The organism is Bartonella sp. AA97HXZ (assembly GCF_042196985.1).
Classification (GTDB): Bacteria; Pseudomonadota; Alphaproteobacteria; order Rhizobiales; family Rhizobiaceae; genus Bartonella.
In genome coordinates this window covers 70,484-95,475 of record NZ_JBHIRC010000004.1, presented here as the reverse complement: position 1 = coordinate 95,475, position 24,992 = coordinate 70,484, and the positions used below count along the sequence as shown (strand labels likewise).

The following is a 24,992-nucleotide window of genomic DNA, read 5'->3' as shown; positions in this document are numbered from 1 at the left end:
GATAATGTGCGCATCAGAATAATAAAATTTTTGAGCGGAGTTTTTATTACAATTATCTTTTTATTTGGAGTGGGGATTCTCGTTTTACCTTATCTTATTTCTACAGATGCGATTCGTATTCGTTTAGCGCAGGATTTAAGTGCATGGACGGGTTACAATGTGCAATTGCGTGATCCACCGCGGTTACATCTTTTTCCTTATCCTAAAGCATTTCTTTCTGGCGTTACTTTAACATCAAAAATGGATGATGTTGCGCCATTAATGGAAGCTGAATCAATAGAAGTTGATCTTTCTGTCGTCGATCTTCTTTGGGGACATATTTCTTTTTCAGAGACGCGGATTATGCGTCCTCAATTTGTTATGGAAAAGCCTGTTAAAACAATAGCAGATTTTTTTGATCGGTTTTCTCGCTCACAAGGTGCATTAGGGGTGGCTATACGTAATACGCGTGAAATATTAAAACATAATCCTGAGCATCCAGAGATAGAGCACCTTTTAAAACAACCTTTTGGACGGATTGTCATTAAAAATGGTGTTCTTGTGTATCACGATAGTTTTTCAGGAGTAGCAGAAAAAATAACAGGATTAAATGCAACTTTAGATTGGCCGGAATCAACTCAGGAAGTACGGTTACGTGCAGATGCGCGTTGGCGCGGAGAATTTACAAAATTATCACTTGATGCTTCTCAAGCATTGCTGCTTCTTGCAGGAGGCAAAAGTCATATTAGGGCAAGTCTCAATTCTGTACGTGGGGGAATAACTTTTACAGGAAAGGCTCGATTATCTGAATATTATATTTTTGACGGAAAAGTGTCGATGCGTTCTCCTGGATGGAATCAGACATTGTCTTGGGTTGGTGGAAATCAGTTTTGGGGACATAAATTAAAAATACCCATTGTATGGGAATCTCATTTTTTAGCGCAGCCAATGCATATCCAAATGAACAATGTTACATTTACGATGGGGAAAGCCAATGCGCGAGGAGCTTTAAAACTCGATTTTCAAGATTATGTACCAAATCTCATGGGCTCTTTAGCTTTTGATAACCTAGACCTTAGCCTCTTGGGTTCAATGTTTTTTTCAGGTAAAAAGAAAAATGCCTGCTTTGACATGAGAATTTTTGATCGTATTGGCGTGGATATACGACTTTCTGCGCCACAAGCTAAAATAGGAAATATTTCACTCACAAATTTAGCTGCTGCAATACAAATAAGAGATGGGCATGGTATTTTTGATCTTGGACATGCGAATATTTTTGGTGGATCCGTGCAAAGTAATATTGAAGTTACGTCAGCTGGACAGAAAGTGCGTATTGGAGGAAATATTTCAGGCGCTTCTATTGATATGCAGGAGACTTTAGAAATTTGGGGATTTATTCCATTTATACAAAGCAAAACGAATTTTACTGCAACGGTACGAACACTTGCTGATTCTTGGCCAGAAATTTTTACGAAAATGCAGGGTGAGTTAACACTGAAGATGTCTTCTGGTCGGCTATTAGGGTATGATCTGAATGAATTACAAACAAGACTTTCAAATAAACAACAATTTCTTTTAATGAATAATGATACTTTTTTAACAACATTTGATTACTGGGATATTCAGACAAGCTTTTCAGAAGGTATGATGAAGGTAACAGAGTCATTAATGCGTACAGCAGACTTGAGCTTATCCATTCAAGGAACCATTGCAACTGCTATTGCGCAAGGGAAGGAAAATGAACTGATATTACAGGCACAACTACGCAAAAACTATAGATCAGAAACTTTATGTAAAGATGTCCAATGTCTTGCTAATAGCCTTGCATGGCCTTTTACTTTTTCTCTAAGCTCTAAAGGACAAAATCATGGTGATTTTTGGGTTACAAAAGATATTGACGCAGATTGAGTATCGTTTTTCATCTGTATAATATTCTATCCTGTAATGGTAATTCGTCTTTTTGCAACTTAAAATTGTCTTTTAAATTTAAATCAGAGCTCCCATTATCGGAAGATTCTCTCATTTTAAATCCGTTCGTCGTGAAGCAGTAAAAACCATCCTCACCGTCATAATAAGTGAGGTTGGTATAGATAAATGACTGAAGAGAGGAATAAAAAACCTTCTTATGGAATCTTTCAAATACAAGAGATTCATAATATTGGTGCTAATCTTATAAAAATTGCTAAAAAACATTAAAATTTTAAGGAGGATGTTGGCCAGTGCTTATTGAATCGCAGAAGAAATACCATAGCCATCTTTGGTAATTGTATGCTTCCCGTCGGCTCCAACAGAACCAATTCCCACTGTAATCAAAATAAAGGCTAAGAGGGTTGTAATCGTAATAATTGTAGCTTTTTTAGCAGACATATTTTTCCTCCACGGATGCATCAATGACTGAATGCAAAGATGAATGGTGCATTATTTAAACTTTTATGAAAGCAGAATCACTTAAGGATCTATAAGTTCCTATTATTATCTCATAAAGCTAAAAAAACTCTATAATTCTTTAATATATTATAGTTCTATAGATATAATTTTTTCTTTTTGCTATATATTTTTCTTCATTTTCTTGATGACGATAGTGAGCATTGGCAAAATTTTTATGCGCATAAATTATAAACTTAAAAGATTATTTATCCGACAGACATTGGCTTTGAATGAAGAAATAAAGATAGAGGGGGCACAAGCTTCTTATCTTATGCATGTTTTGCGTATGAAAGAAGGAGCAGAAATTTTACTTTTTAATGGACAGGATGGTGAGTGGCTTGCTAAACTTATCACTGTTAAGAAAAAATTTGTTGTGGTTCAGCTTATCCATCAAGAAAGATTACAGACGACGCATTCCAATCTTATTTATTGCTTTGCTCCACTCAAAAATGCGCGGTTGGATTATATGGTGCAGAAAGCTGTTGAAATGGGGGTATCGATTTTGCAGCCTGTTATAACGCATCATACGCAGGTTACGCGTATCAATATGGCGCGTATGGAAGCCAATGTTATTGAAGCTTCTGAACAGTGTGGAATTTTATCTCTTCCTGAATGCGTATCGGCTCTATCATTAGCAGAACTTTTAGCACAGTGGGATGAGACACAGCCTTTATTCTTTTGTGATGAAGAGCATAAATCGCATAATCCATTACCTTTTTTTAAAAAGCGTGACGTTACAACACCTGGTATTCTTATTGGACCGGAAGGTGGCTTTAGTGAAGAAGAGCGGAGCTTTTTAAAAAAACATCCTTTTGTGGTTCCAATATCACTAGGTCCGCGTATTTTACGCGCTGATACTGCCGCTGTTGCTGCTTTGGCTCTTCTTAATGCTACCGTGGGGGATTGGGCAATGGATTGAGAAATCTGTAAAATCATTCTAAACAATTTATTTAAGATGATGATACCAATTATAGGATACGGTAAGTTATGGCGCTTGATATAACTGATGAAAGTGAAATTTATAACTTAGATTCTTTGGTTAGCTATTTCCAAGGGGGGTATAAAGCAGAAGATGATTGGCGCATTGGTACAGAACATGAAAAATTTCCGTTTTATAGAGATGGTTTTCACCCTGTTCCTTATGAAGGAGAGAGGGGAATCCGAGCGCTTTTAGAGAGGATGCAAAGCGCCTTAGGATGGAAACCTATTTTAGATGAAGAGAATATTATTGGGCTCGTAGGATCAGTTGATCAGGGAGCCATTTCTTTGGAACCTGGGGGACAATTTGAATTATCTGGTGCACCATTAAAATCAGTAAGCCATACATATTACGAGTTGATGGAGCATTTAACTCTTCTCAAAAAAATTGCAGAACCATTAGGTATAGGTTTTCTAGGTCTTGGAGCTAGTCCAAAGTGGACTTTAGCTGAAACGCCGCGAATGCCTAAATCACGTTATCAGATTATGACTGATTATATGCCTAAAGTGGGGTATAATGGTCTTAATATGATGTATCGCACATCAACAGTTCAGGTTAATCTTGATTTTTCATCTGAAAGTGATATGCGGCGAAAAATGCAAGTATCCATGAAGTTACAGTCCATTGCAACGGCATTATTTGCAAGTTCGCCTTTTACAGAAGGGCGCCCAAATGGCTTTTTATCGTGGCGTTCTGAAATTTGGCGTAATACGGATAATCAGAGGACAGGCGTTCTGCCCTTTGTATTTTCTGAGCGTTTTGGTTTTGCTGATTATGTTGAATGGGCCCTTGATGTTCCAATGTATTTTGTTGTGCGTGATGGTCGTTATTATGATTGTACACACATAACGTTTCGTCAGTTTATGAATGGAGCATTAAAAGGACAAGTTGCAAATTCAATTCCAAACATGGGAGATTGGATTAATCACTTATCAACGTTATTTCCTGAAGTCCGATTAAAAAGATTTTTAGAAATGAGGGGAGCTGATTGTGGTTCTTGGAAGCGCATTTGTGCGTTGTCAGCTTTTTGGGTTGGGCTTCTTTATGATAGGGAAGCACTTAATGAGGCAGAGGCTTTGACAAAAGATTGGTGTTTTGAAGAAGTTTTAGAGTTGCGCCAACGTGTTCCTAAAGAAGGGTTAAGAACTCCTTTTCGTCAAACTATTCTTTTAGAGTTAGCACGTCAAGCTCTTACTATTGCTCGCAAAGGCTTAAAAAATCGCAAACAGTATGATACGAATGGTTTTGATGAAACAAATTTTCTTAATCCTTTAGAAGAGGTTGTTGCAATGGGACAAACAGATGCTGAAAAATATTTGTCCCATTACTATTCTATTTGGAATGAGTCTGTAGAACCTTTATTTTTAGAATGTGCCTATTAAATTTGAAGCAAAGATACTTCCTATTTTTTTAAAAATACATATCACCGTGGTGGTTCATTCACTCATTTGCTCTAGAGAGCATACCCTATCTTGCTTTTAACATTTCTCATAACGGAAAGGATACAATACAAAAATTTCTTGGGGAGTGTGATTTTTATACCTAATAATATCACGATATTTCCGTAATCATAATGTTGTCCCTTTGTACAAAAGATAGTTCATAAGAGATAAAGCTTATTATCAAACATTTTTTATTCACTTGGCTAAGCCTACTTATGAATAGGTCTGAAAATAATATTTTTTACTTTTAAAAGGGATAAAAAAATATAATTTGCCGTTAATAGTCAATTATTATAATTCAATATACGATGCTTATATGAAAGAGTATTTTATTATACAAAAATTACGATATCAATCTTTCAGTGCGCTAAAAAGAAAGTAGAAAAAATACCGATAGATCGATGTATGTATAACTCAATTTTATTTTTATAAAAAAAGAAATATATTATGTAAATAGATAGAAATAAAGATTATTATATATATATAATGAATGTGTTAATTACATCATTAAATATTGATAAATAAAAAATATTATCTTCATAGAGTTATATGAAATTATAAGCTATTCATAGATAAGAAATAACTATTTGTATGCAAAGGGGTATTATATTAAAATACTATTATTCTTGATAAAGAGGCACGAGATAAAGAGATTGAATTTGCAACGAATGAGTGTTTGAATACGCACAAAAAGTCAAAAAAGCACAACATTTCTATAGCAGAATAATCTTTATCAGTATGAGCGCAACTTATTATAGGCAATTAATTATCCCCATACATTGTAAATCTACTGTAAGACTGCTTTTAATGCTTTAAACTGTATTATTCATAAAATTTATAATATTTTTAGGTTTAAAGCCTCCCATTTTAATCATATATCCTCAGTCTTTTCCATTGTTTTCATTATCTAGAAATTTGTAATCGTCTTTGTTATGCTCTCACTAGGATAAGCAGCTTTAAAATGTGCTCGTCCTTCATCCCTAATGGCATCACGCCTCTGTAAACCAGATGTTTTTCTTTCCTTTATTGAATTTGCAAACAAATGGGATTGTTTTTCATCATGAACAGTTACAGAGATTCAACGTTTTTATAAAGATACCGTGGAAAGCATTGACCTGTATCTATTGCATCTAGATTAGGCAAATTCTTAGCTATCAATACAGAAAAAACGCTTCGTGCTCCTATGCCTGTAATTTGTATCATCCTATTTTCAACTTTTTGTCCTATCAGGACTATACGAGGCATTTGGTAAATTCCATCGTTGAGATTCCGATTACAATAAAACCACTGTTGCGTAAAAGGATGATATGAACTCTGAGTGAGGCATGCCTCTTCAAATTCAAAAACCTTTCCTCTTATTAGTTCTTGCGTAAGATTATAACTCCAACTTATCTTTTTTATATCTAAAGTGGCAAAATTATCTATAGCATGTGCACGTGTTGTTCGATCAGCATATGAATAGGTATCGTTAAAACGTTTTACTGCGCTATTATAAAAAGCAATCATATTATTTATATTTGCTGCTCAAGCTCCGCCCTCCAATGTTGCGACAGCTCTTGCATTAAGATGTTTCATAAAAGGTCTTTTTACTCCTTTCTTATACATTTTTACCCATACGCCAGCCCTGCTTGTGACGTGCAAGCAAATGATTTTGATTGATTCAAGATAAACAGGTTTGAAATGAGAGAATCTTACGTTATTCGGGACTCTCATTTAATATGCAAATTTAATATGCAAAACAGTAAATTATGATTATAAATCAACATGTTGTATTTCAAAGCCTTTTTATGACTATAAAAAGAGTTTTGAAAAATAAAAAAGCTTTCATTGAGAGCAAAGAAAGAATGTATAAAAAGTATTTTCAATAAAATAATTATATTTGAAGTGCTGATCAAAGCTATTGAGAGTGCAGTCCATAAAATGAGCAGAAGTAGCTTGTTGGTGTATTTTCTAGAAAAATCATGAATGTTCAATTGTTAATTCATCCTTGCTTGGAAAGCCCGCTTCAGTTCAAATAGAAAAAGAGAGAGGTAAGGAGATTTATAGGATAAGATATGCTGTAATTATTCAGTATTAAGATGCAATGAATGTTGCTTATATTTCTCTTTTTTAAATATTTTATGAGAGTGAAAATTTAAAGAATAAGAAAATAATTTTATTTATTTTCTTTAAACAGTTATTAGTAGATAAAAAATTCTCTTTTAATCTATAAATTAAAAAAATAATGATTTTGTAAAAGCCTTGTAAGCTTTATAGGTTAATTTTAAATATCATGCATTGATTTTGAATTATGCAGATTATTTATGTCAACCATAATAATAGTGAGTATAGACAATGACATTTAATTTTTTCGTCAATTTATTTCTATTTGTTATTTTTTTATTATTGGTTTCTCAAAGTAAGAAAATGCAATGGAGTCTTTCACTACGTGTTATGCTATGGCTTATCCTTGGCTTGATTTTTGGAAGTGTTTTGCAGTTTATTTATGGAGAGGGTGAAAGCACTTTATTGAAATCCGTTGAATGGTTTAACATTGTCGGTGAGGGCTATATTTTATTGTTGCAAATGATTGTTATGCCATTGGTTTTTATCTCTATCGTTTCAGCAGTTGCTCATTTACATTCTGTTTATGCTGTTGGAAAGATGAGTATAATAACAATTTCAATATTGCTTTTTACAACGGCTCTTTCAGCATTGGTTGGTGTGCTTGTGGTTAATTTTTTTGGATTAACAACCGATGGTTTGGTGCATGAAGGGCAAAATGTTTCTGCTCTTCTTGAAGGTCATATTTCTAAACTTGGAGATATGAATATACCAAAGATGATTTTGTCTATGATTCCTAAAAATCCATTTGCTGAGTTGAGTGGAGCTAAACGTACGTCAATTATCAGTGTTGTTATTTTTGCGTCATTTTTAGGTGCATCGGTTCTTCTTTTAAAGAAAGATGAGCCAGAAAAAGGAGAAAAAGCGCTTTTATTTATTCAAGTGGCACAAGCTTGGATTATGCGGTTAGTCCGTATTGTGATTGCTTTGACGCCTTATGGTATTTTTGCACTTATGACGAAAGTAGGAGCAATATCGCGTATTACAGATATTTTAAATTTACTGGTTTTTATCATTGCCTCTTATGTCGGTATTATTTTAATTTTTGGAATTCATGGTGTATTGCTTGGTATTTCTGGGATTAATCCCTTTCGTTTTTTCAAAAAGGTTTTACCAGTTTTAACATTTGCTTTTAGCAGTCGTTCAAGTGCTGCAAGTATTCCTTTGAATATTGAAGCGCAAACACAGTGGATAGGTGTACCACAATCCATTGCGAGTTTTGCAGCTTCTTTTGGGGCAACAATTGGACAAAATGGTTGTGCTGGTCTTTATCCAGCAATGCTTGCGACCATGATTGCACCCTCTATGGGTATTAATCCTCTTGATCCCACTTGGATTGCTACGCTTGTTGGTGTTGTAACGTTGAGTTCTATTGGTGTTGCTGGTGTGGGGGGAGGTGCTATTTTCGCTGCATTGATTGTGTTACCAATTATGGGGCTTCCTGTTACTTTGGTTGCTGTACTTATCTCTATTGAACCGCTAATTGATATGGGACGTACTGCTCTAAACGTGAGCGATTCAATGATAGCTGGAACGGTCACTAGTCAAATATTACGGACAACAGATAAAAGTATTTTAAAAAAATAATTTTAGGTTATATTTTTTGGGGCTGTAAAACATCTGTAAGAGATATTTGCGCTGAACCAGGTTGTAGGGGTTTTTGTTGGTTGGGATGAGGAGCCCAACCAGAGAGCCAGATGAAAGAAAAATGTGCACGAATACGTCCATCAGGATCACTAAATTGTTGTGCATAGATTTCAGCTGCGCGGAGAAAAAAACGTTTGGATACAGGGCGTCGTGAACGATTGATGAGTGCATTTTGCATTCCCATAGCTTTAAGATCGTGCATAAGGTCAAACATTGTATTATAACGTATTGTGATATCTTCAACGTCTGCTACAGGCAGGGCAAAGCCAACACGCTGTAAAAGAGCGCCTGCATCACGAATGTTGGCAAAAGGGTAGATTCTAGGGCTTGCTCCACCATAAATTTCACTTTCAGCTTGCAGCAGGCTTTCCCGCAATTCTCTTAATGTACCAGCTCCTGCCATAACAGCAAGAAATAAGCCATCTGGTTTAAGAGTATTTTTTATCTGGCTTAGAACACCAGGGGTATCATTGGTCAATTGTAATGAAAGAAGTGAAACAATAAGGTCACAGTAACTTTGAGGTAAATCAAGAAATTCTCGATGACGTAAATGAAATTTTTTATCATGGCTTTGATAAAGCGTATCGGTCTCAATGCGTTCTATGGAACAAACTTTTCCAGATTTCATTAAAGCTTGCGCAGCAAGGTCTGTATGGCTGTGTAAATCGAGAGCTAATGTAAAGAGGCGATCAACAGTGCTAAGGCGTTTATAGAGATCTTCTGCCATGTGAGAGAGTAAAAAGTCACATCCTTTTTTTGCTTTTTGAAAGGCACGTTTTCGGAATTGTTCAATGCGGTTATGATCAAAAATTAAAGGATGCGACATATTGTAGAACACTTTCGATCTATGAAAGAATATATTTTAAAAAGGTTCATTATTTGTGCAAGCTCTGTCAAGTTTATAATATGAAAGAAAATAAATTTATAGAAGGTAAGAGTTTTTAAAGGAATTAAAATTATAAATTGAGGAAATACAAAGGAACTTTTGTTCTGAGGGAAACTTGTAAAAGCCTAAATTTATAATGTTGTATTTTCGAGAAGCGGCGTTAAATAGTGGGGATATACTAAGTAAGTTCGTTGAACGCTTGAAAACGATGCTTTATCCACCAATTTGTCCTGGATGTAAGCAAAATGTTTTTACTTATGGTACGATTTGCTCCGAATGTTGGAAAGATCTTCAATTTATCACAAAACCTTATTGTCCTGTTATGGGGACTCCTTTTGTTTGTGATATGGGGGATGGTTTTCTTAGTGGTGAAGCACTCCGTAATTCCCATCCTTTTTCACGTGTTCGCTCAGTCATTGTTCATAAAGGGCTTGCACGAACTTTAGTAACGCGCTTAAAATATGGTGATCATATAGAATTGGCATCATTTATGGCCAATTGGATGATGTTTGCTGGACGCGAGGTTATTGATGATTGTGATGTTATTATTCCCATTCCATTGCATTTTCGTCGTTTTTGGGAGAGGCGTTATAATCAATCTGCTGAGCTTGCACGTTACATTGCAGCATCACAAAAAAAGCTTTTAAAACCGAGTTGGCTTGTTCGTTGTCGGCATACCCGTCCGCAGGTTAGTCTTTCTTCGAGAGAGAGAAAACTTAACGTAAAAAATGCTTTTAAGGTTTCGCATAAAGTTAAAAAATATCTCAAAGGATGTTCTGTTTTGCTGATTGATGATGTATTTACAACGGGTGCAACAGTTACAGCAGCAGCTGCTGCATTAAAAGATGCAGGTGCACGACAGGTTGATGTGCTAACATTTTCGCGTGTTCTCAAAGAAGATTCTATTTTTCCCTCTTCTTAAGAGGAATTTAAAATGAATATTATTAAAAAATATTGGAGGATAATACTATGAAAGAGGTAATAATTTATACACGCCCTAACTGTCCTTATTGTACAAAAGCACGTGATTTGCTTAATAAAAAAGGCGTAAAGTATACAGATATTGATGCTTCCACATCCCTTCGCCAAGAAATGGTACAGCGTGCAAATGGACGTAATACATTTCCACAAATTTTCATAGGTGATTATCACGTTGGCGGTTGTGATGATCTTTATGCTTTAGAGGCTGAGGGAAAGCTCAATTCTTTATTACAAGGCATATAATATTTGTAAATTACATATTCTTAAGACCGTTTTGCAAGAAGGAGATAGTTAACGCCCATGTCTTTTGAGCGATTCCAGCTGTCGTTTAATGGGTTATAAGTAATACCTATCTCATCAACGACAGTCAGAGCGTTTTTTGATAAGAAATTTTTAAGTTCTAGAGGTTTTAGGAATTTTTTATAATCATGGGTTCCTTTAGGAAGCCAACGTAGAATATATTCAGCGCCTACAATAGCAAGCCCCCATGCTTTCCATGTGCGGTTGAGTGTTGAGACAAACATCACCCCTTGTGGTTTCAGCATTTTTGCTGTAGCTTCTATGAAGAGATTAACGTCAGCGACATGTTCAACAACTTCCATATTAAGGATGATATCAAATTTTTCTCCTTCATTGGCAAGTACTTCTGCTGTCGTCGTGCGGTAATCAATGGAAAGATCATTTTGGGCTGCATGGGTTTTTGCGACTTCAATATTTGTTTGTGCAGCATCAACGCCTACAACTATAGCACCAAGACGTGCCATTGGTTCAGATAACAAGCCTCCTCCACAGCCAATATCAAGAATTTTCAAATTGTGAAAGGGCGTAAGTGAAGAAGGGTCACGATTAAACTCTAAACAGATTTTTTCTCTGATGTAAGCAAGGCGCGTTGGGTTAAATTGGTGAAGAGGTCGAAATTTTCCTTGTGGATTCCACCATTCTGTAGCAATACGTGAAAAATGATCAATTTCACTTTGATCAATAGTTGTTTGTGTTTCATCGATCATGTTGCCTTCCTTTATTTTTAATGATCAGGTCAAGTAGATTTTATACAAAGTCAAGAGAAATTAATATAATCATAATGAAACTTGCACAAATGATAGATATTCGCTATGTCGAGAAAATGGTTAGTTGATACAGCATCTAATTCTCATTACTGTTTGAGATAAGAGATGTAAAGGTAAGAGTGTTATTAATGGCGCGCATTGTCATGAAATTTGGTGGAACGTCTGTAGCAAACATTGAATGTATTCATAATGTTGCAAGGCATGTCAAAAGAGAGGTTGATGCAGGCAATGAGGTTGCCGTTGTCGTATCTGCGATGGCTGGTAAAACAAATGAACTTGTTCAGTGGACAAGTGATGCTTCCTCTATGCATAGAGATGCTCGTGAATATGATGTTGTGGTTGCTTCTGGTGAACAGGTTACGTCAGGTTTGTTGGCTTTGACACTTCAAGAAATGGGGGTGAATGCACGTTCATGGCTTGGTTGGCAAATTCCTATTCATACAGACAATGCGCATGGCCGTGCACGTATTACTAATATTGATGGATCTTTTTTAATCGAGTGTTTTCAGGAAGGTCAGGTTGCCGTTATTGCTGGTTTTCAGGGGTTATCTCCGGATAACCGGATTTCTACCTTAGGGCGTGGGGGATCAGATACAAGTGCTGTTGCTATAGCCGCTGCTGTACAAGCTGATCGCTGTGATATTTATACGGATGTGGATGGTGTTTATACAACGGATCCACGTATAGAGCCGAAAGCGCGTCGTTTACCAAAAGTAGCTTTTGAAGAAATGCTAGAAATGGCTTCTCTTGGTGCAAAGGTTTTACAGGTTCGTTCTGTTGAATTGGCAATGGTTCATAAGGTTCGTACCTTTGTGCGTTCAAGTTTTGAGGATCCTGATGCGTTAGGCATGGAGGATCCAATGAGTTCTTCTGGAACACTTATTTGCGATGAGGATGAAATTGTGGAACAACAAAATGTTACTGGTATTGCTTTTGCTAAGGATGAAGCACAAATTTCCCTTCGTCGGCTTGCCGATCGTCCAGGGATTTCGGCAGCAATTTTTGGTCCCTTGGCTGAAGAAAGCATTAATGTTGATATGATTGTGCAAAATATTTCTGAAGATGGCTCAAAAACTGATATGACTTTTACTGTACCATCATCAGATGTAGAAAAAGCCGTTACACTTCTTGAAAAGAATCGCAAAGAAATTGGATTTGATGTTCTCCAGTTTGAAAGCGATCTCGCCAAGGTATCTGTGATTGGTATTGGAATGCGTAGCCATGCAGGTGTTGCCGCTACAGCATTTAAGGCTTTGGCTGAAAAGGGTATTAACATTCAAGCAATTACGACCTCAGAAATTAAAATTTCTATTTTGATTGATAGTGCTTACACTGAACTTGCGGTTAGAACATTACATGCTGTTTATGCACTTGATAAGGGATAAGTATTTTTTAGTTTCAACAGAGTTTCAATAACGTAAAGCTTTAATATATATTAATAATTTTTGTTAAGGATATTTATATTTTAACTTAAATGGAATATTTAATACAGCAGGACTCTCTCATTTTAAACTTGTTCATGATGAATTTAAAATGGTCACTTATACATTACAAGAGAAAGATGTTTGGGTAAAAAACGGTTTAAGAAGGGATATAAAATATGCCGTCTATAAACGTTTTAGAGCCTATAGAGTGAGATGGAGAAGACTTTACGATAAGCCTTAATAGAACTAAGGAACAATGCACTGCGTTTATTCAAAGAATGCATGTTACATGAGGGACAGCCTCGTGAATACAGATTTAATATTATAAATCTTAGAGAAATGGGAGCTCATTGGATTAGTGACGGAATTACCAAAATAGAATTGATGATGTATTTTCTAGAGATGTTTAGTTTGTCATCAAATGATTGTTTATGACTTTATGTATATCTTGAAAATTTAATTTTTTCCGTATTACGAGGCAATAAAAAATATATCTCTATAGATAATATTTATGTTGCACTATAAGTTATAAAATTACCATGTCTTATGCGTTTATAGCTTCTTCAGAAGTACTTTTCATAAAATCATGTAAATATAGATCAAAATTAATGATAATGTTACAGTGTGTTGCTTTTATGATTTTATTACTTAAATTTTTTTCATGTCTATTTCTCTTTTTTGAATTATGATTAAGATTTACAAAGTTTTTGATACCTCCATATGTTCTTTAGGTTAACTTTCTTCCCTTAACTACTCTATTATAAGTATTTTCTGTGTCATACTGCCAATCACACATGAAATACATTCTTTCGTTTTTGCAGTATATTGTGCTAGTTTCTTATCATGTTTACATATTTTGCAAATGGTGGTCTTTGTAAGTAAAGCTCTTCTTGTGAGAAATATAGCCATATTATTTTACTCTTCTTGTATTTTATGTGGCGTTGTATAAATTCGAAAGTCTCGGAAACATTGCTTTTTAAATTATCTATGAAGAGTATTTTATGGTATCAAGAAATATAGAGCGACCTCTTTAAACAAAAAGAAAATAAATATCAAATAAGAGCGGAAAAAGGGGAGAACAACGATATATATGCTCTATTTTTCCATCAATCATATGTTTTAGAATAGTCTAAATGACTAGGGGTTTCTTTTTTCCCGCGAGTTAATTACGTAAACTAGAGTGCTCCCTATGGAAGCATGCTTCAAGTTTAATTCTTTCATGGAGTGAGACAAGCGATGTGTCGATGATAAAAAACGGGAATATTTTTCCACTCCATTGTCAATTTAATAGTGATGTTATGACGTTGTTATTCCAAATAAATCTTTTGTTTTTTGTTACCTGTATCAATATCTAATGTCAGAGCAGATGCATATTTGATGGTATATTGAGACGGATAAGGGGCCTACGAGCAACTCCTGTTTTTGTATGCCAGATAGGAATAAGGATGTTGCGTATACCTGGTGGGGTAATTTCTGAAATGGAGATAAAACCTAATTGGGTGAGAATATGAAGCCATAAAAGTGAAAACCAACTTCCTTTTAATTCTGCTTTACAATTTTCAAAGGTATTGACAGCAATATCTTTTAAATAATGGATATTACACATTGGTTCACGTTTTTGTTTATTGCGTTATTTAAATCGTATATACCTTTCACGTAAAACAAAACGCTATTATAGTGCCAATTTACGCGCTTGTTTTGAAAAAATATCTCTCAAGCCCCCCAAGTCCATTTCACGGCACCGACCATGAATGGTATAACGGTAAAGCCATTGTGCGCCCCATCTCCTTCTTAGATCAAAGGTGTCAGTTGGCCGTCATCATTTAATTTTTAGTTTTCGTGTTGAACAACTCTTGTATGGATATGGTGAAGCAGTCTTCTTTCTTCAAATAATCCATATTTCTCCTCGGCTTGTGACGTGTAAGAGAATAGTCTTGATTGATTTATCATGTACAGATTTGAAATGAAGAAATCATACGATATTTGAACTCCATTCAAGATTTATAATGATAAATTAAATATTTTTTATCCAAAAATAATGTGCTTTTAAGCAGATAAAAATTAAAGTTATTTAGAATACCGCAATAAAATCAGTAACGAGGAGGGTGGTTTATTGGAAAAAAATAAACCATGGAATTACTTAACTGATTATTGAATTTTGCTTATTCTTATCTGTTTCGTATGATTAAACATAAGATATTGATTCATAATAATTAATTTTTTTATAGTGAATAATAGTCCTGACGAAAGGCAGCTTTTCTGAAACCACGAAGCCTTTTATATTGAAACAATTAAAATCATTTCTGTGCATATCATGAGTGGAGCTGGTGCATGAGTAAAAGAATATTGAAGAAAGAAATAAAAATATCTCTTATAAGTCTTCTTAAGAGTCAAAGGTGTTGTAACATTAGAGGCTCGTAAATAGTATGATGATGTTAGTTTTCTCCTTCATAAGTGTAAAGATGAGGCGAGACAACAGCTTTTACATTAAATATCGTCCGAACCCAACAAATGAGCGAAATCGTTTTTTAAAAGTTCTGCATAAAAATGTATTTTCAGTTAGTTTGTTAGGAACTATGAGAAATTCCTTTATTGCGCTTAATATAAATAAATCCATATCCCAGACCGATAAGGGCAGATAAACCTGAGCCACAAAGGACCCCAATTTTTGCCGCATCAAGCAGAATAATATCTTTAAAAGCGAGCATTGAAACAAAAATAGACATTGTAAAGCCAATTCCTGCTAAAAAACCAATGAGTAAAACGCCTGTCCAGGTCATATGAGGGGGTAGGCGGCATAGCCCTGATTTTACAGCTATATAACTGGCAGTGATAATACCAAGAGGCTTACCGATGAAAAGACCAATGACAACACCCAGAACAATCAAGAATGATTTGTCAGAAGAAAGATCAAAGTTTGCAAAACTTACTCCTGCATTTGCGAAGGCAAAAACTGGCATGATACCGTATGCAACCCATGGATGCAATGCTTTTTGAACACGTGTTACTGGGGCAATCATGGCCCGTTGTCCTTTGCGCATCTTTTTCAATGCTGTTGAAATATGATGCAGATCTGTTTTTGTATTTTTTTCTTGAAGAATTTGCATAGCGTTACTGAGCATGGTGAGTGGCGCTACAAGAGTACGGGTAGGAAGAACGGGAGTCATCATCCCTAAGATTACGCCAGCAAGCGATGGGTGAACACCTGTTACCATTAAACCCCACCAAATGATTGCACCAGGTAAAATGTAAAGCCATGCTGATGCAAGCCCGATCCACTGAAAAAATAGTACCAAAGCAATACCCGCTCCTGCAATCATTAAACCGCTAGGATCAATGTTTGTTGAGTAGAAAAAAGCAATAATAAGAACAGCGATAATATCGTCAATAATTGCTAATGATAGAAGAATAATATGAAGATTAGAAGGAATTTTTTTTCCTAGAAGAGCAAGAATACCTAGAGCAAAGGCAATATCTGTTGCTGTTGGCACAGCCCAACCGCGGATATGTCCCTCGTTAAAATTAAAGATAAAGTAAATAATTGCAGGAACACAAACGCCCCCTATTGCAGCAACAATTGGTAAGATTGCTTGTTTAAAATCGGCAAGAGCACCTTCATGAATTTCGCGTCGAATTTCCATTCCTGCGACGAGAAAGAAAATAGTCATAAGGGCATCATTAACCCAGAAATGTAAATCCCATGAAAGAGTGAAATGACCCAAATTAAAGCCAAGAGGTGTATGCCAAAAAGATTCATAGAAAGCAGCATATTTAGAATTGGCAAAAATAAGTGCAGCAGCAGCAGCTAATAAAAGAACAACACCACTAAGAGCTTCAATATGGAGAAAACGCTCGATAGCAGAAAGCGCTTGATTGGTGACACGAGAAGCGCGATTAGGCAGGCGATTTGAAGATAAATCAGACATGAACAACTCCAAGAATCGACAATTTTAGATTCTATATTCTCTGTATAAATGACTCTGTGTGATACCTTCTGTATCATATAAAAGAAAAAAGAGGAATAAAGTTCTTAATTTATAGGTAAGATCATCATGTTTAAAGCACAAAATGTTTAAGGTGATGTTTCATTTTTAATAGTGAGATGTACTTTGCTTAAAGCCTTGGATAGATCATTTTGTAGAGCAGATTCGAGATCAACTATTGCGAGACCTTTATTATCGTTTGCTTTAATTTTAACGATCAATGTTTGTGAATTTTTAGCAAATTCTCCTAAGGATTTTGAAATTTTTTCTGCTTCGTCATGATTTTTTATAAGAATTTTTGGGGTCTGCGTCATCATTAGATAGAAATCGTCATAAAGTTCCTTTTTTAGATCATGTTGGCTGTCATTAAGGTTTTGCGCAAGATAAGAAAAAAGCTTATCAATGAAACCTGCATCCGTATATTGTATATTAATTTCATTGATGCCAAGGTCTTGAGACGCAGCAATCATTATATTTTTCTGACCAGAAAAAAGCTTTTCATCAACATCAATAACCTTAGCAGATATGTTCCCAGATCCAACGTTTTTCATATTGAAAGACATTGTATCAAGAAAGAGCATACGTTTTTTTTCATCGTAAGAAATATCAATTTTTCCTGAAACATTAAAGCGCTCAAGATTGATTTTTTTAAGCAAATTTAAGTCTTTTTCATTCATTTTTTTAGGTAAAACGGAAAGGTTATTGAGAGAAAGAAAAAGCTTTTTAGGGATAGGCTGTTTCCACAAACTTGGTTTGAATTGGAATGATTCGAGCGTTGCTTTCAACTGCGGTATATCAACGGTGATATTATCAACTTTGGCATCCGCTGAGGTAATGGCGAGCAGTATGTTTAGAAGAAGACCATTTTGTGCTACTTTTTCAGCGATTTTATTATTCTCTTTTCTTGCATTAAGATAAGCTTTGATTAATTTTTCAGGAGTTTGTTCAAGCGGTTTCATCTTTAAACCAGATGTTTTAAACTGTCCAAGGAAGAAAGAGCTGTTTTTTTCTGCCTCTTCAAAAATATCGACACTTATATTATTCAAAGAAATGGGGCCAGTAACGGTTTTACCTTGATTGAGAGCATTGTTTTTTCCAAAAATGATAGAGTAGGCATAGTTGATATCGATATCATGGGCTTTTATTGTATCACTTTTAGCCATAAGTTGCATCTGTTTGGCACCATTTGCTACGACCGTTTTAAGATCCATATTTTTGATACTAACTGAATGGATATGGTTATTTCTAAAATCAGAAAGCTGGAAATTCTTGATTTCAACCGTTTCTGTTCGGTTATTTTTATTTTCTATAGAAAGTTGTATATTGGGAGCAATAATTGAGGAAAGCTCAATACGCATCATTGATTGTAAAAGACGTGATGTTATCGTTCTATCCTTTTCTTTTAAGGATACATTCCGAAGAGAAATTTGGGGAATTTGCACGTGAATATTATTATGCTTTAAATCAACATTATAAAATGTAAAAGTTCCGGGAATAAAGGAAAGAGGAGGACGGGCAGAAATGGCACCAATTTTAAGTGATGTACCAGCTGGAACAGGTAATGTCACATTCTTCAAATTGATTTTACCTAGAATGCTTACTTCAGATGTTTCGGCTTTTATGGAATGACGGGCTATTTCTTTTCTTACAAAACTGTCAAGATAGGGTTTTGCAATATAAAATCCACCAACAATTATAATTGCTAAGATAGCAACAAATCCAATAATGCAAGTGAGCCAATATCTGAGGTTACTTTGATACCCACTATTAAGATTGACCATTCTTTCTTCTTTCATTTTTACCACTCTTTGAATTGAGAGTGAAGATAAATTCTTTTAAGCAACGACAAAGGTTTAAATATAGCGTGTACCAGTTTCAACAATTATCTACTCTCTATATTAGAGTTATTCTCATCTTTTTTACAATATAGCTTTATCAACTTTTATCAATTTTCTTTGGGTTCAGCACTTTATAGAAAAGCACGCATAATAAGGAGAGGCAAGTTTATGCGCATCATAATTTTTTATCACTTTAAAATTATCCTAAAATATTTCGATGTCTGCTTTTATCTTGCTGCTGTTTATAGGAATATTTAAAACATAAAAAATATGTTCTTGTTCATTATAATTTAATGGGGAGAGGTAAGTGTTATGACAGAAAATCAAATAATGGCTTTTTCGATCATTGGTCTCATGATGGTTGTTTTTATTTGGGATCGATTTCGTTATGATCTTGTTGCTATTTGTACTTTATTAATAGCTTGTGCCCTTGGTCTTGTCAGTCCGAAGGAAGCTTTTAGCGGTTTTAGTAATGATATCGTTATTATCGTGGGGAGTGTGTTTGTTGTCAGTACTGCTGTATCTCGCTCTGGTATAATGGAATTTATTATCCAACGGATATGGCCAGACGTGAAATCGGTGCGTCTTCAATTAGCTTTTTTGGTTCTTTCTGTTGTCGTATTATCAATGTTTGTTAAAAACATTGGTGCTTTGGCGATTATGCTTCCGATAGCTTTTCAGTTTGCACGTCGTTCTCAGGTTTCTCCTTCTGTCTTTTTGATGCCCATGGCCTTTGGTTCTTTGTTGGGGGGGCTTATGACACAGATAGGAACATCTCCCAATGTTGTTATTTCAGCGATGCAAGAACGTTTAGCAGGAACACCTTTTACTATGTTTGATTTTACACCAGTTGGTGCGGTTGTTGCGACGGCTGGTGTTGTATATTTGGTTCTTTTTTATTGGCTTTTGCCTGTGCGTGTGCGTTCGGGTGTATCGTTTGATGATGCCATTGATATTCGTAATTATGTTGCAGAAGTACATATTCCAATAAATTCACCGATTGTGGGAAAAAATATTGTTGATTTGGTTAAGCCATCAAGTGGTGATGTTATGGTGATTCAAATCATCAGAAACAAAGTATCTATTTCACCATTACCAGATTTTGTTTTGTCTGAAAATGATATTATTTTGCTGGAAGGATCACATACAGGGTTAGATAGCGTGATGAACTCTGCTCGTTTAGAGTTTTCTAAGGGGCGAACTATTGTTGCAGGTGATAAGGACAGTGATATTGATATTATTGAAGCAGTCATTACCCATAATTCACCTCTTATCGGTATTAGTGCGAAAGAGTTTTCTTTATTTGATCGCTATAATGTAAATTTGCTTGCGTTAAGTCGTCAACATGAAAGGGTGCGGGGAAGACTTGATGATATTATTTTCCATCTTGGAGATGTGATTGTTTTGCAAGGACAGGATGCAGTTATTCCAAATTTATTAAGAGAATTGAAATGCTTGCCCCTAGCAAAACGAAATATTGTGTTTGGAAATTTACGACATGGTTTCATCTCTTTAGCTGTTTTATTTATAGCAATTATTTTTACAGCTTTTCATATTGTTCCAGTTGCTTTTTCTTTCTTTTCTGCTGCTGCTGCAATGGTGATCTTTCGTGTTTTGCCCGCGCGTGATCTGTATCAGGCATTAGATGGCCCAATATTAGTGCTATTAGCGGCTCTTATTCCAGTGAGTGAAGCGTTAGAGAAAACAGGATGTACTGATCTCATTGGTCAATGGCTGAGCCAATTGGCAATATTTTTCCCGCCATCCGGTGCTTTAGCGCTTATGTTGGTGACAGCTATGTTGGTCACGCCATTTTTGAATAATGCAGCAACAGTGATGATGGTAGCACCAATTGCGTCAAGTTTTGCTCATTCCCTTCATTATAAGCCTGAAGCTTTTTTGATGGCTGTTGCAATTGGTGCGGGCTGTGAGTTTCTTACACCTATTGGACATCAAAGTAATATGCTCGTGATGGCGCCAGGAGGATATCGTTTTAGTGATTATCCACGTTTGGGTGCTCCATTGGCGGTGTTGATCGTTATTATTGCTGTTCCAATGCTTATGTGGGTTTGGCCCTTACAATAGGATATTTTTAGAAACTTTAAGGATCAATTATAAAAGGTTGTTAATCGTATGAAGATAAGTTGAAGGGATATACTTTATATAAAGAGCTTTAACTGAAGATTTGGAATTATACCACACTGTAATCATGGCGCTTCGGTATTTTGGATACAGATAAAAATTTATCTATTTGGTTTTAGTAGATATTCATGGAAATTTACTGTTTATTCAAGTTTTTTCAAGAATTGGTTTTTCTATTATAAATTGTATAATCCAATACAACCAACGATTGCGGTTGAAGACTTTAAAAGATTATCCCTCTATATAATGGAGAGAAAGTTCGCTTGAGATGATAGGCAATCATGATAAATATTAAGGCAGTGAATTTTTCATAATATGTAAAAGCTGTAATGTGAACAAACAGGGTGCTTACATCATTTTCGATTAAGACTGTTGCAAAAATCTGATTGAATTGGCTACATGTTGATTTAAAATAAATAAACGAGTAATTTAAAGATTTTTAGTTAATTAGGGCTACCATCTTTATCCATTTATGCGTAAAAGCACAGGTGAAGTAACTTTTTTCAAGGTATGATATATGTCGTATGATAGTTTTATTGCTGAAGTGAATGCAGAATTTCGTCAGGAAAAGGCGCTTGCTTTTTGGAGACGGTATGGTTTTTCAATTATTGGAGCAGCTATTCTTTTTATATTCATGATAGTTGCTTATCAAGTTTATCATCATACACAAATAAAGAAAGCTAGTTATATTGGTGATGCATTTGTAAAGAGTCTTGATCTTGTGGATACACGTGATTTTGATAAAGCGATAAAGCAATTAGAAACTGTTAAAACCTCTCATTTTGGGGGATATCCTTTTCTTGCTCGTTTACGTGAGGCTTCTTTACTCATGGAGAAAGGTGATATTATTAAGTCAGTGGAGATCTTTGATTCTGTTGCAGCGGATGAGAAAGCACCGCAGATTTTGCAGAAAGTTGCAAAAATTCGGGCGGCTTATATTCTGGTTGATACAGGGACATTAGCTGATGTTGAAAAGCGCATTAAAGATATGGCAAGTGATACCGATCCTATGCGTATGTCTGCAAGAGAAGCTTTAGGCTTAGCTGCTTATAAGGCGGATAAAATGGATGAGGCGGTTTATTATTTTAAGAAAATTTCTGAAGAAGGTTCTTTGGGTTTAAAAATAACAGATCGGGCTCGAATGATGCTTGAGCTTATACAAGCTGAGGGCAAGACAAATAAGGAATAAATCGATGAGCCTTACCATTGCTATCGTTGGTCGTCCCAATGTTGGGAAGTCAACGCTATTTAATCGTTTGGTTGGGCAAAAATTGGCTTTGGTTGATGATAAGCCTGGTGTAACACGTGATCGGCGTATTCATGCGGCAAAACTTCAAGATCTACGTTTTGATGTGATTGATACGGCTGGGCTGGAAGAAGCAGGTGATCATACACTTGAGGGGCGTATGCGTTCTCATACAAAAGTTGCAATTGATGAAGCGGATCTTATTTTATTTGTATTTGATGCAAAGAGCGGAATAACACCAAGTGATTTAAATTTTTCTTCATTGGTTCGCAAATCAGGAAAGCCAATTGTGCTTGTTGCCAATAAGTCTGAGTCAAGAGCGGCAACAGGAGGAGAGTATGAGGCGTGGTCATTAGGTTTGGGGGAGCCATGCCCAATATCGGCTGAACATGGTTTGGGACTTAGTGATCTGCGTGATGCAATTATAGATGCTGTTGGGTCAGAGCATGTTTTTGGCAACAACAAAGAAGAAGATAGAATGATACAACCTACATCTGTTGGTGATGATGTAAAGGATTTGGACGAAGAGGAGCTTATTTACGATGAAAGTAAGCCCATTAGGATTGCAATTGCGGGGCGTCCCAATACAGGAAAATCCACTCTTATCAATAGTATGTTGAAACAAGAGCGATTGTTAACAGGACCAGAAGCAGGACTCACGCGTGATTCTATTTCTGTAGATTGGGAATGGCGTGGTCGTCATATTAAACTTTTTGATACTGCAGGTTTACGTCGAAAGTCGAGAATTCAAGAAAAATTAGAAAAACTATCTGTTGCAGATACTTTGCGTGCTATTCGTTTTGCAGAAGTGGTGGTCATTGTTTTTGATGCAACGATACCTTTTGAAAAGCAGGATTTACAAATTGCTGATCTTGTGATTCGTGAAGGGCGTGTTCCAGTTATTGCTTTCAATAAGTGGGACCTTATTGAAAGCAGTCAGACCACATTGATTGATTTGCATGAAAAATGTGCGCGATTTCTTCCTCAAGTTCGTGGTTTGAGAGCTGTTCCTTTATCAGGACAATATGGTCAAGGGATTGATAAACTGATGGAAAATATCATGATGATGCACCGTGTATGGAATCGTCGCATTTCGACGGCTAAATTGAACCAATGGCTTGGAACTGTTGTGGCACATCATCCACCTCCTGCGGTTTCTGGACGTCGACTTAAGGTTAAATACATCACACAGGTTAAGACACGTCCTCCTGGATTTATGATTTCTTGCTCGCGCCCCAAAAGTATGCCTCAGTCGTATTTGCGTTACCTTATCAATGGGTTACGTGAAACATTTGATATGTCTGGTATACCCATTCGCATATCATTACGAGCCTCTGATAATCCTTTTGCGACACGTTCTAAGAAGAAATGATAACTCTTTAATTTTTTAAGTGAATGAAATCTATACTTAAGAATCTTAAAAATAAGTTTTTTCAATGATCTTTCTTTTCATAAAATTAAAATTTTATTTGCTAAAGTTTTAATTTTATTGATAATCATTTATTTGCATGGCATGAGAAGAGTGTGATAGGGAGTATTTAAGAAAGAGTACATAATCCTCTTAATGGGTTATTTAAGTGCAAGAATAGATGCAATATGAGGGTAGGGGAATATAATTATGATGCTTGTTTGAAAACAGCATGAGATTATCGTTTCATAAAAATAAAGCTTATGAATAAGCGCTTTTGCTTACGATAGTTTGTCTGAATAAAAAGCAAAAATATTTGCTGAATCTACGGATATTCAATTGTAAAGAACGAAATTCATAAAAGTGGATTAAAATTTTATAAAGTAGTATGGTAATCGTGTTTAAATTTTATTGTGTTTTATTGGCTTAATCTATTTGAAATTTTGGATTTATTAATATTTTGTATTTAAAGGACCTTCTCTTAATACCCTCAAGCTCATTTCGTGATGTGGTCTGTAATGGCGGATGTAAAATACTTTGCGAATAGGATCATATAGAAACCATTGATTATTATCATTTCCATAAACTAAAAAGTGCAAGTTTATTCGAATGAAAGGGGAAAATTAACGCTCTCATACTGTTTTTAGCTTTCTATGTTCTCTTTCAAAACTAGGGCTGATATAACATTGGGAGTCGGAAAATAAGATGGTATTAGTTTACACCTTTTGTTAAGCGTAAAAATGGTTGTTCTATGAGTTTTATATTATTCACGTGAACTTTTCGTTATACATTCACGGGTGCTGTCGTGAAATCGGTTTAGGTGCTTGGAATATCTTTTTAAGAAAGCATGTAAATTGAAAAATACGTTATTTCTGCAATAAAATTTATACGATAACTTGTGATAGATTTCTTTTAGTATCTTGACGAATAAATTCGGGAACAATATGATGCACACGGTTTTATGAAATGTATTCTTATGTTGCTTTTTAATTAAGGAGCCAATGATGGCGATGGGCGAGAAACCCGTTATGAGCCGTAAGGAGGCTGAAGAGGAAAAGCAAGGAGAGTGTCTTCATTCAGAGGATTTGGAATGTCGTAGTAGGAACTTAAGCGTAGCTTTAGTGCGCAAGCAAGCATTAAAGAAGCGGGAGCATAGGAATAAGCGGGAAAAATCACAAGGAAGGATGGCAGGTGCAATTAAGCTTTCCAGTGAGTTTCTGGCAAGTATTATAGTTGGTATTGTTTTGGGGGTGGGGTTTGATAAGTTAGCAGGTTCATGGCCTTGGGGATTGGTATTTTTTCTCTTCTTTGGATTTGCTGCTGGTGTATTGAGTATTCTTCGGTCTGTGGGGTATGTTTCCTCCAGTCAATTAGGAAAAAAAGGCGTATTGCGCCAAGATAAACAAAATAAAGGGGCCAATGAGAGGTCCGATAAATGAG

At 35.5% G+C, this 24,992-nt stretch carries 18 protein-coding genes; 11 read left to right on the top strand and 7 right to left on the bottom strand.

Annotated features, from left to right (window positions below):
- The first annotated feature begins 6 nt into the window (after window positions 1–6).
- Window positions 7–1,887: an AsmA family protein gene (locus tag ACFINE_RS03850; RefSeq protein WP_375621106.1), complete on the top strand. Its 1,881-nt coding sequence runs from the start codon at window positions 7–9 to the stop codon at window positions 1,885–1,887.
- Between the two features lie 315 nt (window positions 1,888–2,202).
- Here ACFINE_RS03850 and ACFINE_RS03845 read toward each other — a convergent pair whose 3' ends face one another.
- Window positions 2,203–2,346 (bottom strand): hypothetical protein, encoded by a 144-nt coding sequence (locus tag ACFINE_RS03845; protein WP_273790383.1) that lies wholly within the window; start codon window positions 2,344–2,346, stop codon window positions 2,203–2,205.
- 235 nt (window positions 2,347–2,581) lie between these two features.
- Between ACFINE_RS03845 and ACFINE_RS03840 the strand changes: the two genes are divergently transcribed.
- Both ACFINE_RS03840 and ACFINE_RS03835 read left to right on the top strand, forming a co-directional pair.
- Window positions 2,582–3,325 (top strand): 16S rRNA (uracil(1498)-N(3))-methyltransferase, encoded by a 744-nt coding sequence (locus ACFINE_RS03840; protein ID WP_375621105.1) that lies wholly within the window; start codon window positions 2,582–2,584, stop codon window positions 3,323–3,325.
- Window positions 3,326–3,393: 68 nt separating this feature from the next.
- Entirely contained in the window at window positions 3,394–4,767 is a 1,374-nt protein-coding gene (locus ACFINE_RS03835) for a glutamate--cysteine ligase (protein WP_375621104.1), read from the top strand.
- 1,128 nt (window positions 4,768–5,895) lie between these two features.
- Here ACFINE_RS03835 and ACFINE_RS03830 read toward each other — a convergent pair.
- On the bottom strand, window positions 5,896–6,333 hold the full coding sequence (locus ACFINE_RS03830; RefSeq protein WP_375621103.1) for a type ISP restriction/modification enzyme: 438 nt from the start codon (window positions 6,331–6,333) through the stop codon (window positions 5,896–5,898).
- A gap of 828 nt (window positions 6,334–7,161) precedes the next feature.
- Between ACFINE_RS03830 and ACFINE_RS03825 the strand changes: the two genes are divergently transcribed.
- The gene (locus ACFINE_RS03825; RefSeq protein ID WP_375621102.1) at window positions 7,162–8,517 is read left to right on the top strand and encodes an L-cystine transporter; all 1,356 of its coding nucleotides are present in this window, start codon (window positions 7,162–7,164) and stop codon (window positions 8,515–8,517) included.
- A 7-nt stretch (window positions 8,518–8,524) separates the two neighbouring features.
- On the opposite strand, the gene ACFINE_RS03820 is transcribed toward ACFINE_RS03825, so the two are convergent.
- A complete protein-coding gene (locus ACFINE_RS03820) occupies window positions 8,525–9,403 on the bottom strand; it encodes a methyltransferase (RefSeq protein ID WP_375621101.1) in 879 nt (292 codons plus the stop codon).
- Window positions 9,404–9,599: 196 nt separating this feature from the next.
- Here ACFINE_RS03820 and ACFINE_RS03815 point away from each other — a divergent pair, with 196 nt between their 5' ends.
- A complete protein-coding gene (locus ACFINE_RS03815; RefSeq protein WP_375621100.1) occupies window positions 9,600–10,385 on the top strand; it encodes a ComF family protein in 786 nt (261 codons plus the stop codon).
- A 47-nt stretch (window positions 10,386–10,432) separates the two neighbouring features.
- On the top strand, window positions 10,433–10,687 hold the full coding sequence (grxC, locus tag ACFINE_RS03810; protein WP_375612081.1) for a glutaredoxin 3: 255 nt from the start codon (window positions 10,433–10,435) through the stop codon (window positions 10,685–10,687).
- 20 nt (window positions 10,688–10,707) lie between these two features.
- On the opposite strand, the gene ubiG is transcribed toward grxC, so the two are convergent.
- Window positions 10,708–11,451, bottom strand: a complete 744-nt coding sequence (gene ubiG, locus ACFINE_RS03805) for a bifunctional 2-polyprenyl-6-hydroxyphenol methylase/3-demethylubiquinol 3-O-methyltransferase UbiG (protein ID WP_375621099.1) — start codon at window positions 11,449–11,451, stop codon at window positions 10,708–10,710.
- 188 nt (window positions 11,452–11,639) lie between these two features.
- Here ubiG and ACFINE_RS03800 point away from each other — a divergent pair, with 188 nt between their 5' ends.
- On the top strand, window positions 11,640–12,896 hold the full coding sequence (locus ACFINE_RS03800) for an aspartate kinase (RefSeq protein ID WP_375612083.1): 1,257 nt from the start codon (window positions 11,640–11,642) through the stop codon (window positions 12,894–12,896).
- A 1,396-nt stretch (window positions 12,897–14,292) separates the two neighbouring features.
- Here ACFINE_RS03800 and ACFINE_RS03795 read toward each other — a convergent pair.
- The 3 genes from ACFINE_RS03795 to ACFINE_RS03785 all read right to left on the bottom strand — a co-directional run bounded on the left by ACFINE_RS03795 (window position 14,293) and on the right by ACFINE_RS03785 (window position 18,714).
- On the bottom strand, window positions 14,293–14,541 hold the full coding sequence (locus tag ACFINE_RS03795; protein ID WP_375621098.1) for a hypothetical protein: 249 nt from the start codon (window positions 14,539–14,541) through the stop codon (window positions 14,293–14,295).
- Between the two features lie 961 nt (window positions 14,542–15,502).
- Window positions 15,503–16,861, bottom strand: coding sequence for a Na+/H+ antiporter NhaA (nhaA, locus tag ACFINE_RS03790; protein ID WP_375613536.1), 1,359 nt, complete (start codon window positions 16,859–16,861; stop codon window positions 15,503–15,505).
- A gap of 146 nt (window positions 16,862–17,007) precedes the next feature.
- Window positions 17,008–18,714, bottom strand: a complete 1,707-nt coding sequence (locus ACFINE_RS03785) for a hypothetical protein (RefSeq protein ID WP_375621097.1) — start codon at window positions 18,712–18,714, stop codon at window positions 17,008–17,010.
- 354 nt (window positions 18,715–19,068) lie between these two features.
- On the opposite strand from ACFINE_RS03785, the gene ACFINE_RS03780 reads away from it, so the two are divergent.
- From ACFINE_RS03780 to ACFINE_RS03765, 4 genes are all read left to right on the top strand, one after another.
- Entirely contained in the window at window positions 19,069–20,841 is a 1,773-nt protein-coding gene (locus tag ACFINE_RS03780) for an SLC13 family permease (RefSeq protein ID WP_375621096.1), read from the top strand.
- Between the two features lie 574 nt (window positions 20,842–21,415).
- Complete coding sequence (locus ACFINE_RS03775; protein WP_375621095.1) at window positions 21,416–22,087, top strand: tetratricopeptide repeat protein; 672 nt, start codon at window positions 21,416–21,418, stop codon at window positions 22,085–22,087.
- A 4-nt stretch (window positions 22,088–22,091) separates the two neighbouring features.
- Window positions 22,092–23,516, top strand: a complete 1,425-nt coding sequence (der, locus tag ACFINE_RS03770) for a ribosome biogenesis GTPase Der (RefSeq protein ID WP_375621094.1) — start codon at window positions 22,092–22,094, stop codon at window positions 23,514–23,516.
- A gap of 1,040 nt (window positions 23,517–24,556) precedes the next feature.
- Window positions 24,557–24,991, top strand: coding sequence for an AtpZ/AtpI family protein (locus ACFINE_RS03765; protein ID WP_375621145.1), 435 nt, complete (start codon window positions 24,557–24,559; stop codon window positions 24,989–24,991).
- Window position 24,992: the final 1 nt, after the last annotated feature.

Excerpts from the sequence above, each read along its gene's own strand:
- ACFINE_RS03845 (WP_273790383.1), bottom strand. The coding sequence starts at position 2,346 with ATGTCTGCTAAAAAAGCTACAATTATTACGATTACAACCCTCTTAGCC.
- ACFINE_RS03840 (WP_375621105.1), top strand. The coding sequence starts at position 2,582 with ATGCGCATAAATTATAAACTTAAAAGATTATTTATCCGACAGACATTG.
- ACFINE_RS03835 (WP_375621104.1), top strand. The coding sequence starts at position 3,394 with ATGGCGCTTGATATAACTGATGAAAGTGAAATTTATAACTTAGATTCT.
- ACFINE_RS03830 (WP_375621103.1), bottom strand. The coding sequence starts at position 6,333 with ATGATTGCTTTTTATAATAGCGCAGTAAAACGTTTTAACGATACCTAT.
- ACFINE_RS03825 (WP_375621102.1), top strand. The coding sequence starts at position 7,162 with ATGACATTTAATTTTTTCGTCAATTTATTTCTATTTGTTATTTTTTTA.
- ACFINE_RS03820 (WP_375621101.1), bottom strand. The coding sequence starts at position 9,403 with ATGTCGCATCCTTTAATTTTTGATCATAACCGCATTGAACAATTCCGA.
- ACFINE_RS03815 (WP_375621100.1), top strand. The coding sequence starts at position 9,600 with ATGTTGTATTTTCGAGAAGCGGCGTTAAATAGTGGGGATATACTAAGT.
- grxC (WP_375612081.1), top strand. The coding sequence starts at position 10,433 with ATGAAAGAGGTAATAATTTATACACGCCCTAACTGTCCTTATTGTACA.
- ubiG (WP_375621099.1), bottom strand. The coding sequence starts at position 11,451 with ATGATCGATGAAACACAAACAACTATTGATCAAAGTGAAATTGATCAT.
- ACFINE_RS03800 (WP_375612083.1), top strand. The coding sequence starts at position 11,640 with ATGGCGCGCATTGTCATGAAATTTGGTGGAACGTCTGTAGCAAACATT.
- ACFINE_RS03795 (WP_375621098.1), bottom strand. The coding sequence starts at position 14,541 with ATGTGTAATATCCATTATTTAAAAGATATTGCTGTCAATACCTTTGAA.
- nhaA (WP_375613536.1), bottom strand. The coding sequence starts at position 16,861 with ATGTCTGATTTATCTTCAAATCGCCTGCCTAATCGCGCTTCTCGTGTC.
- ACFINE_RS03785 (WP_375621097.1), bottom strand. The coding sequence starts at position 18,714 with ATGAAAGAAGAAAGAATGGTCAATCTTAATAGTGGGTATCAAAGTAAC.
- ACFINE_RS03780 (WP_375621096.1), top strand. The coding sequence starts at position 19,069 with ATGACAGAAAATCAAATAATGGCTTTTTCGATCATTGGTCTCATGATG.
- ACFINE_RS03775 (WP_375621095.1), top strand. The coding sequence starts at position 21,416 with ATGTCGTATGATAGTTTTATTGCTGAAGTGAATGCAGAATTTCGTCAG.
- der (WP_375621094.1), top strand. The coding sequence starts at position 22,092 with ATGAGCCTTACCATTGCTATCGTTGGTCGTCCCAATGTTGGGAAGTCA.
- ACFINE_RS03765 (WP_375621145.1), top strand. The coding sequence starts at position 24,557 with ATGGCGATGGGCGAGAAACCCGTTATGAGCCGTAAGGAGGCTGAAGAG.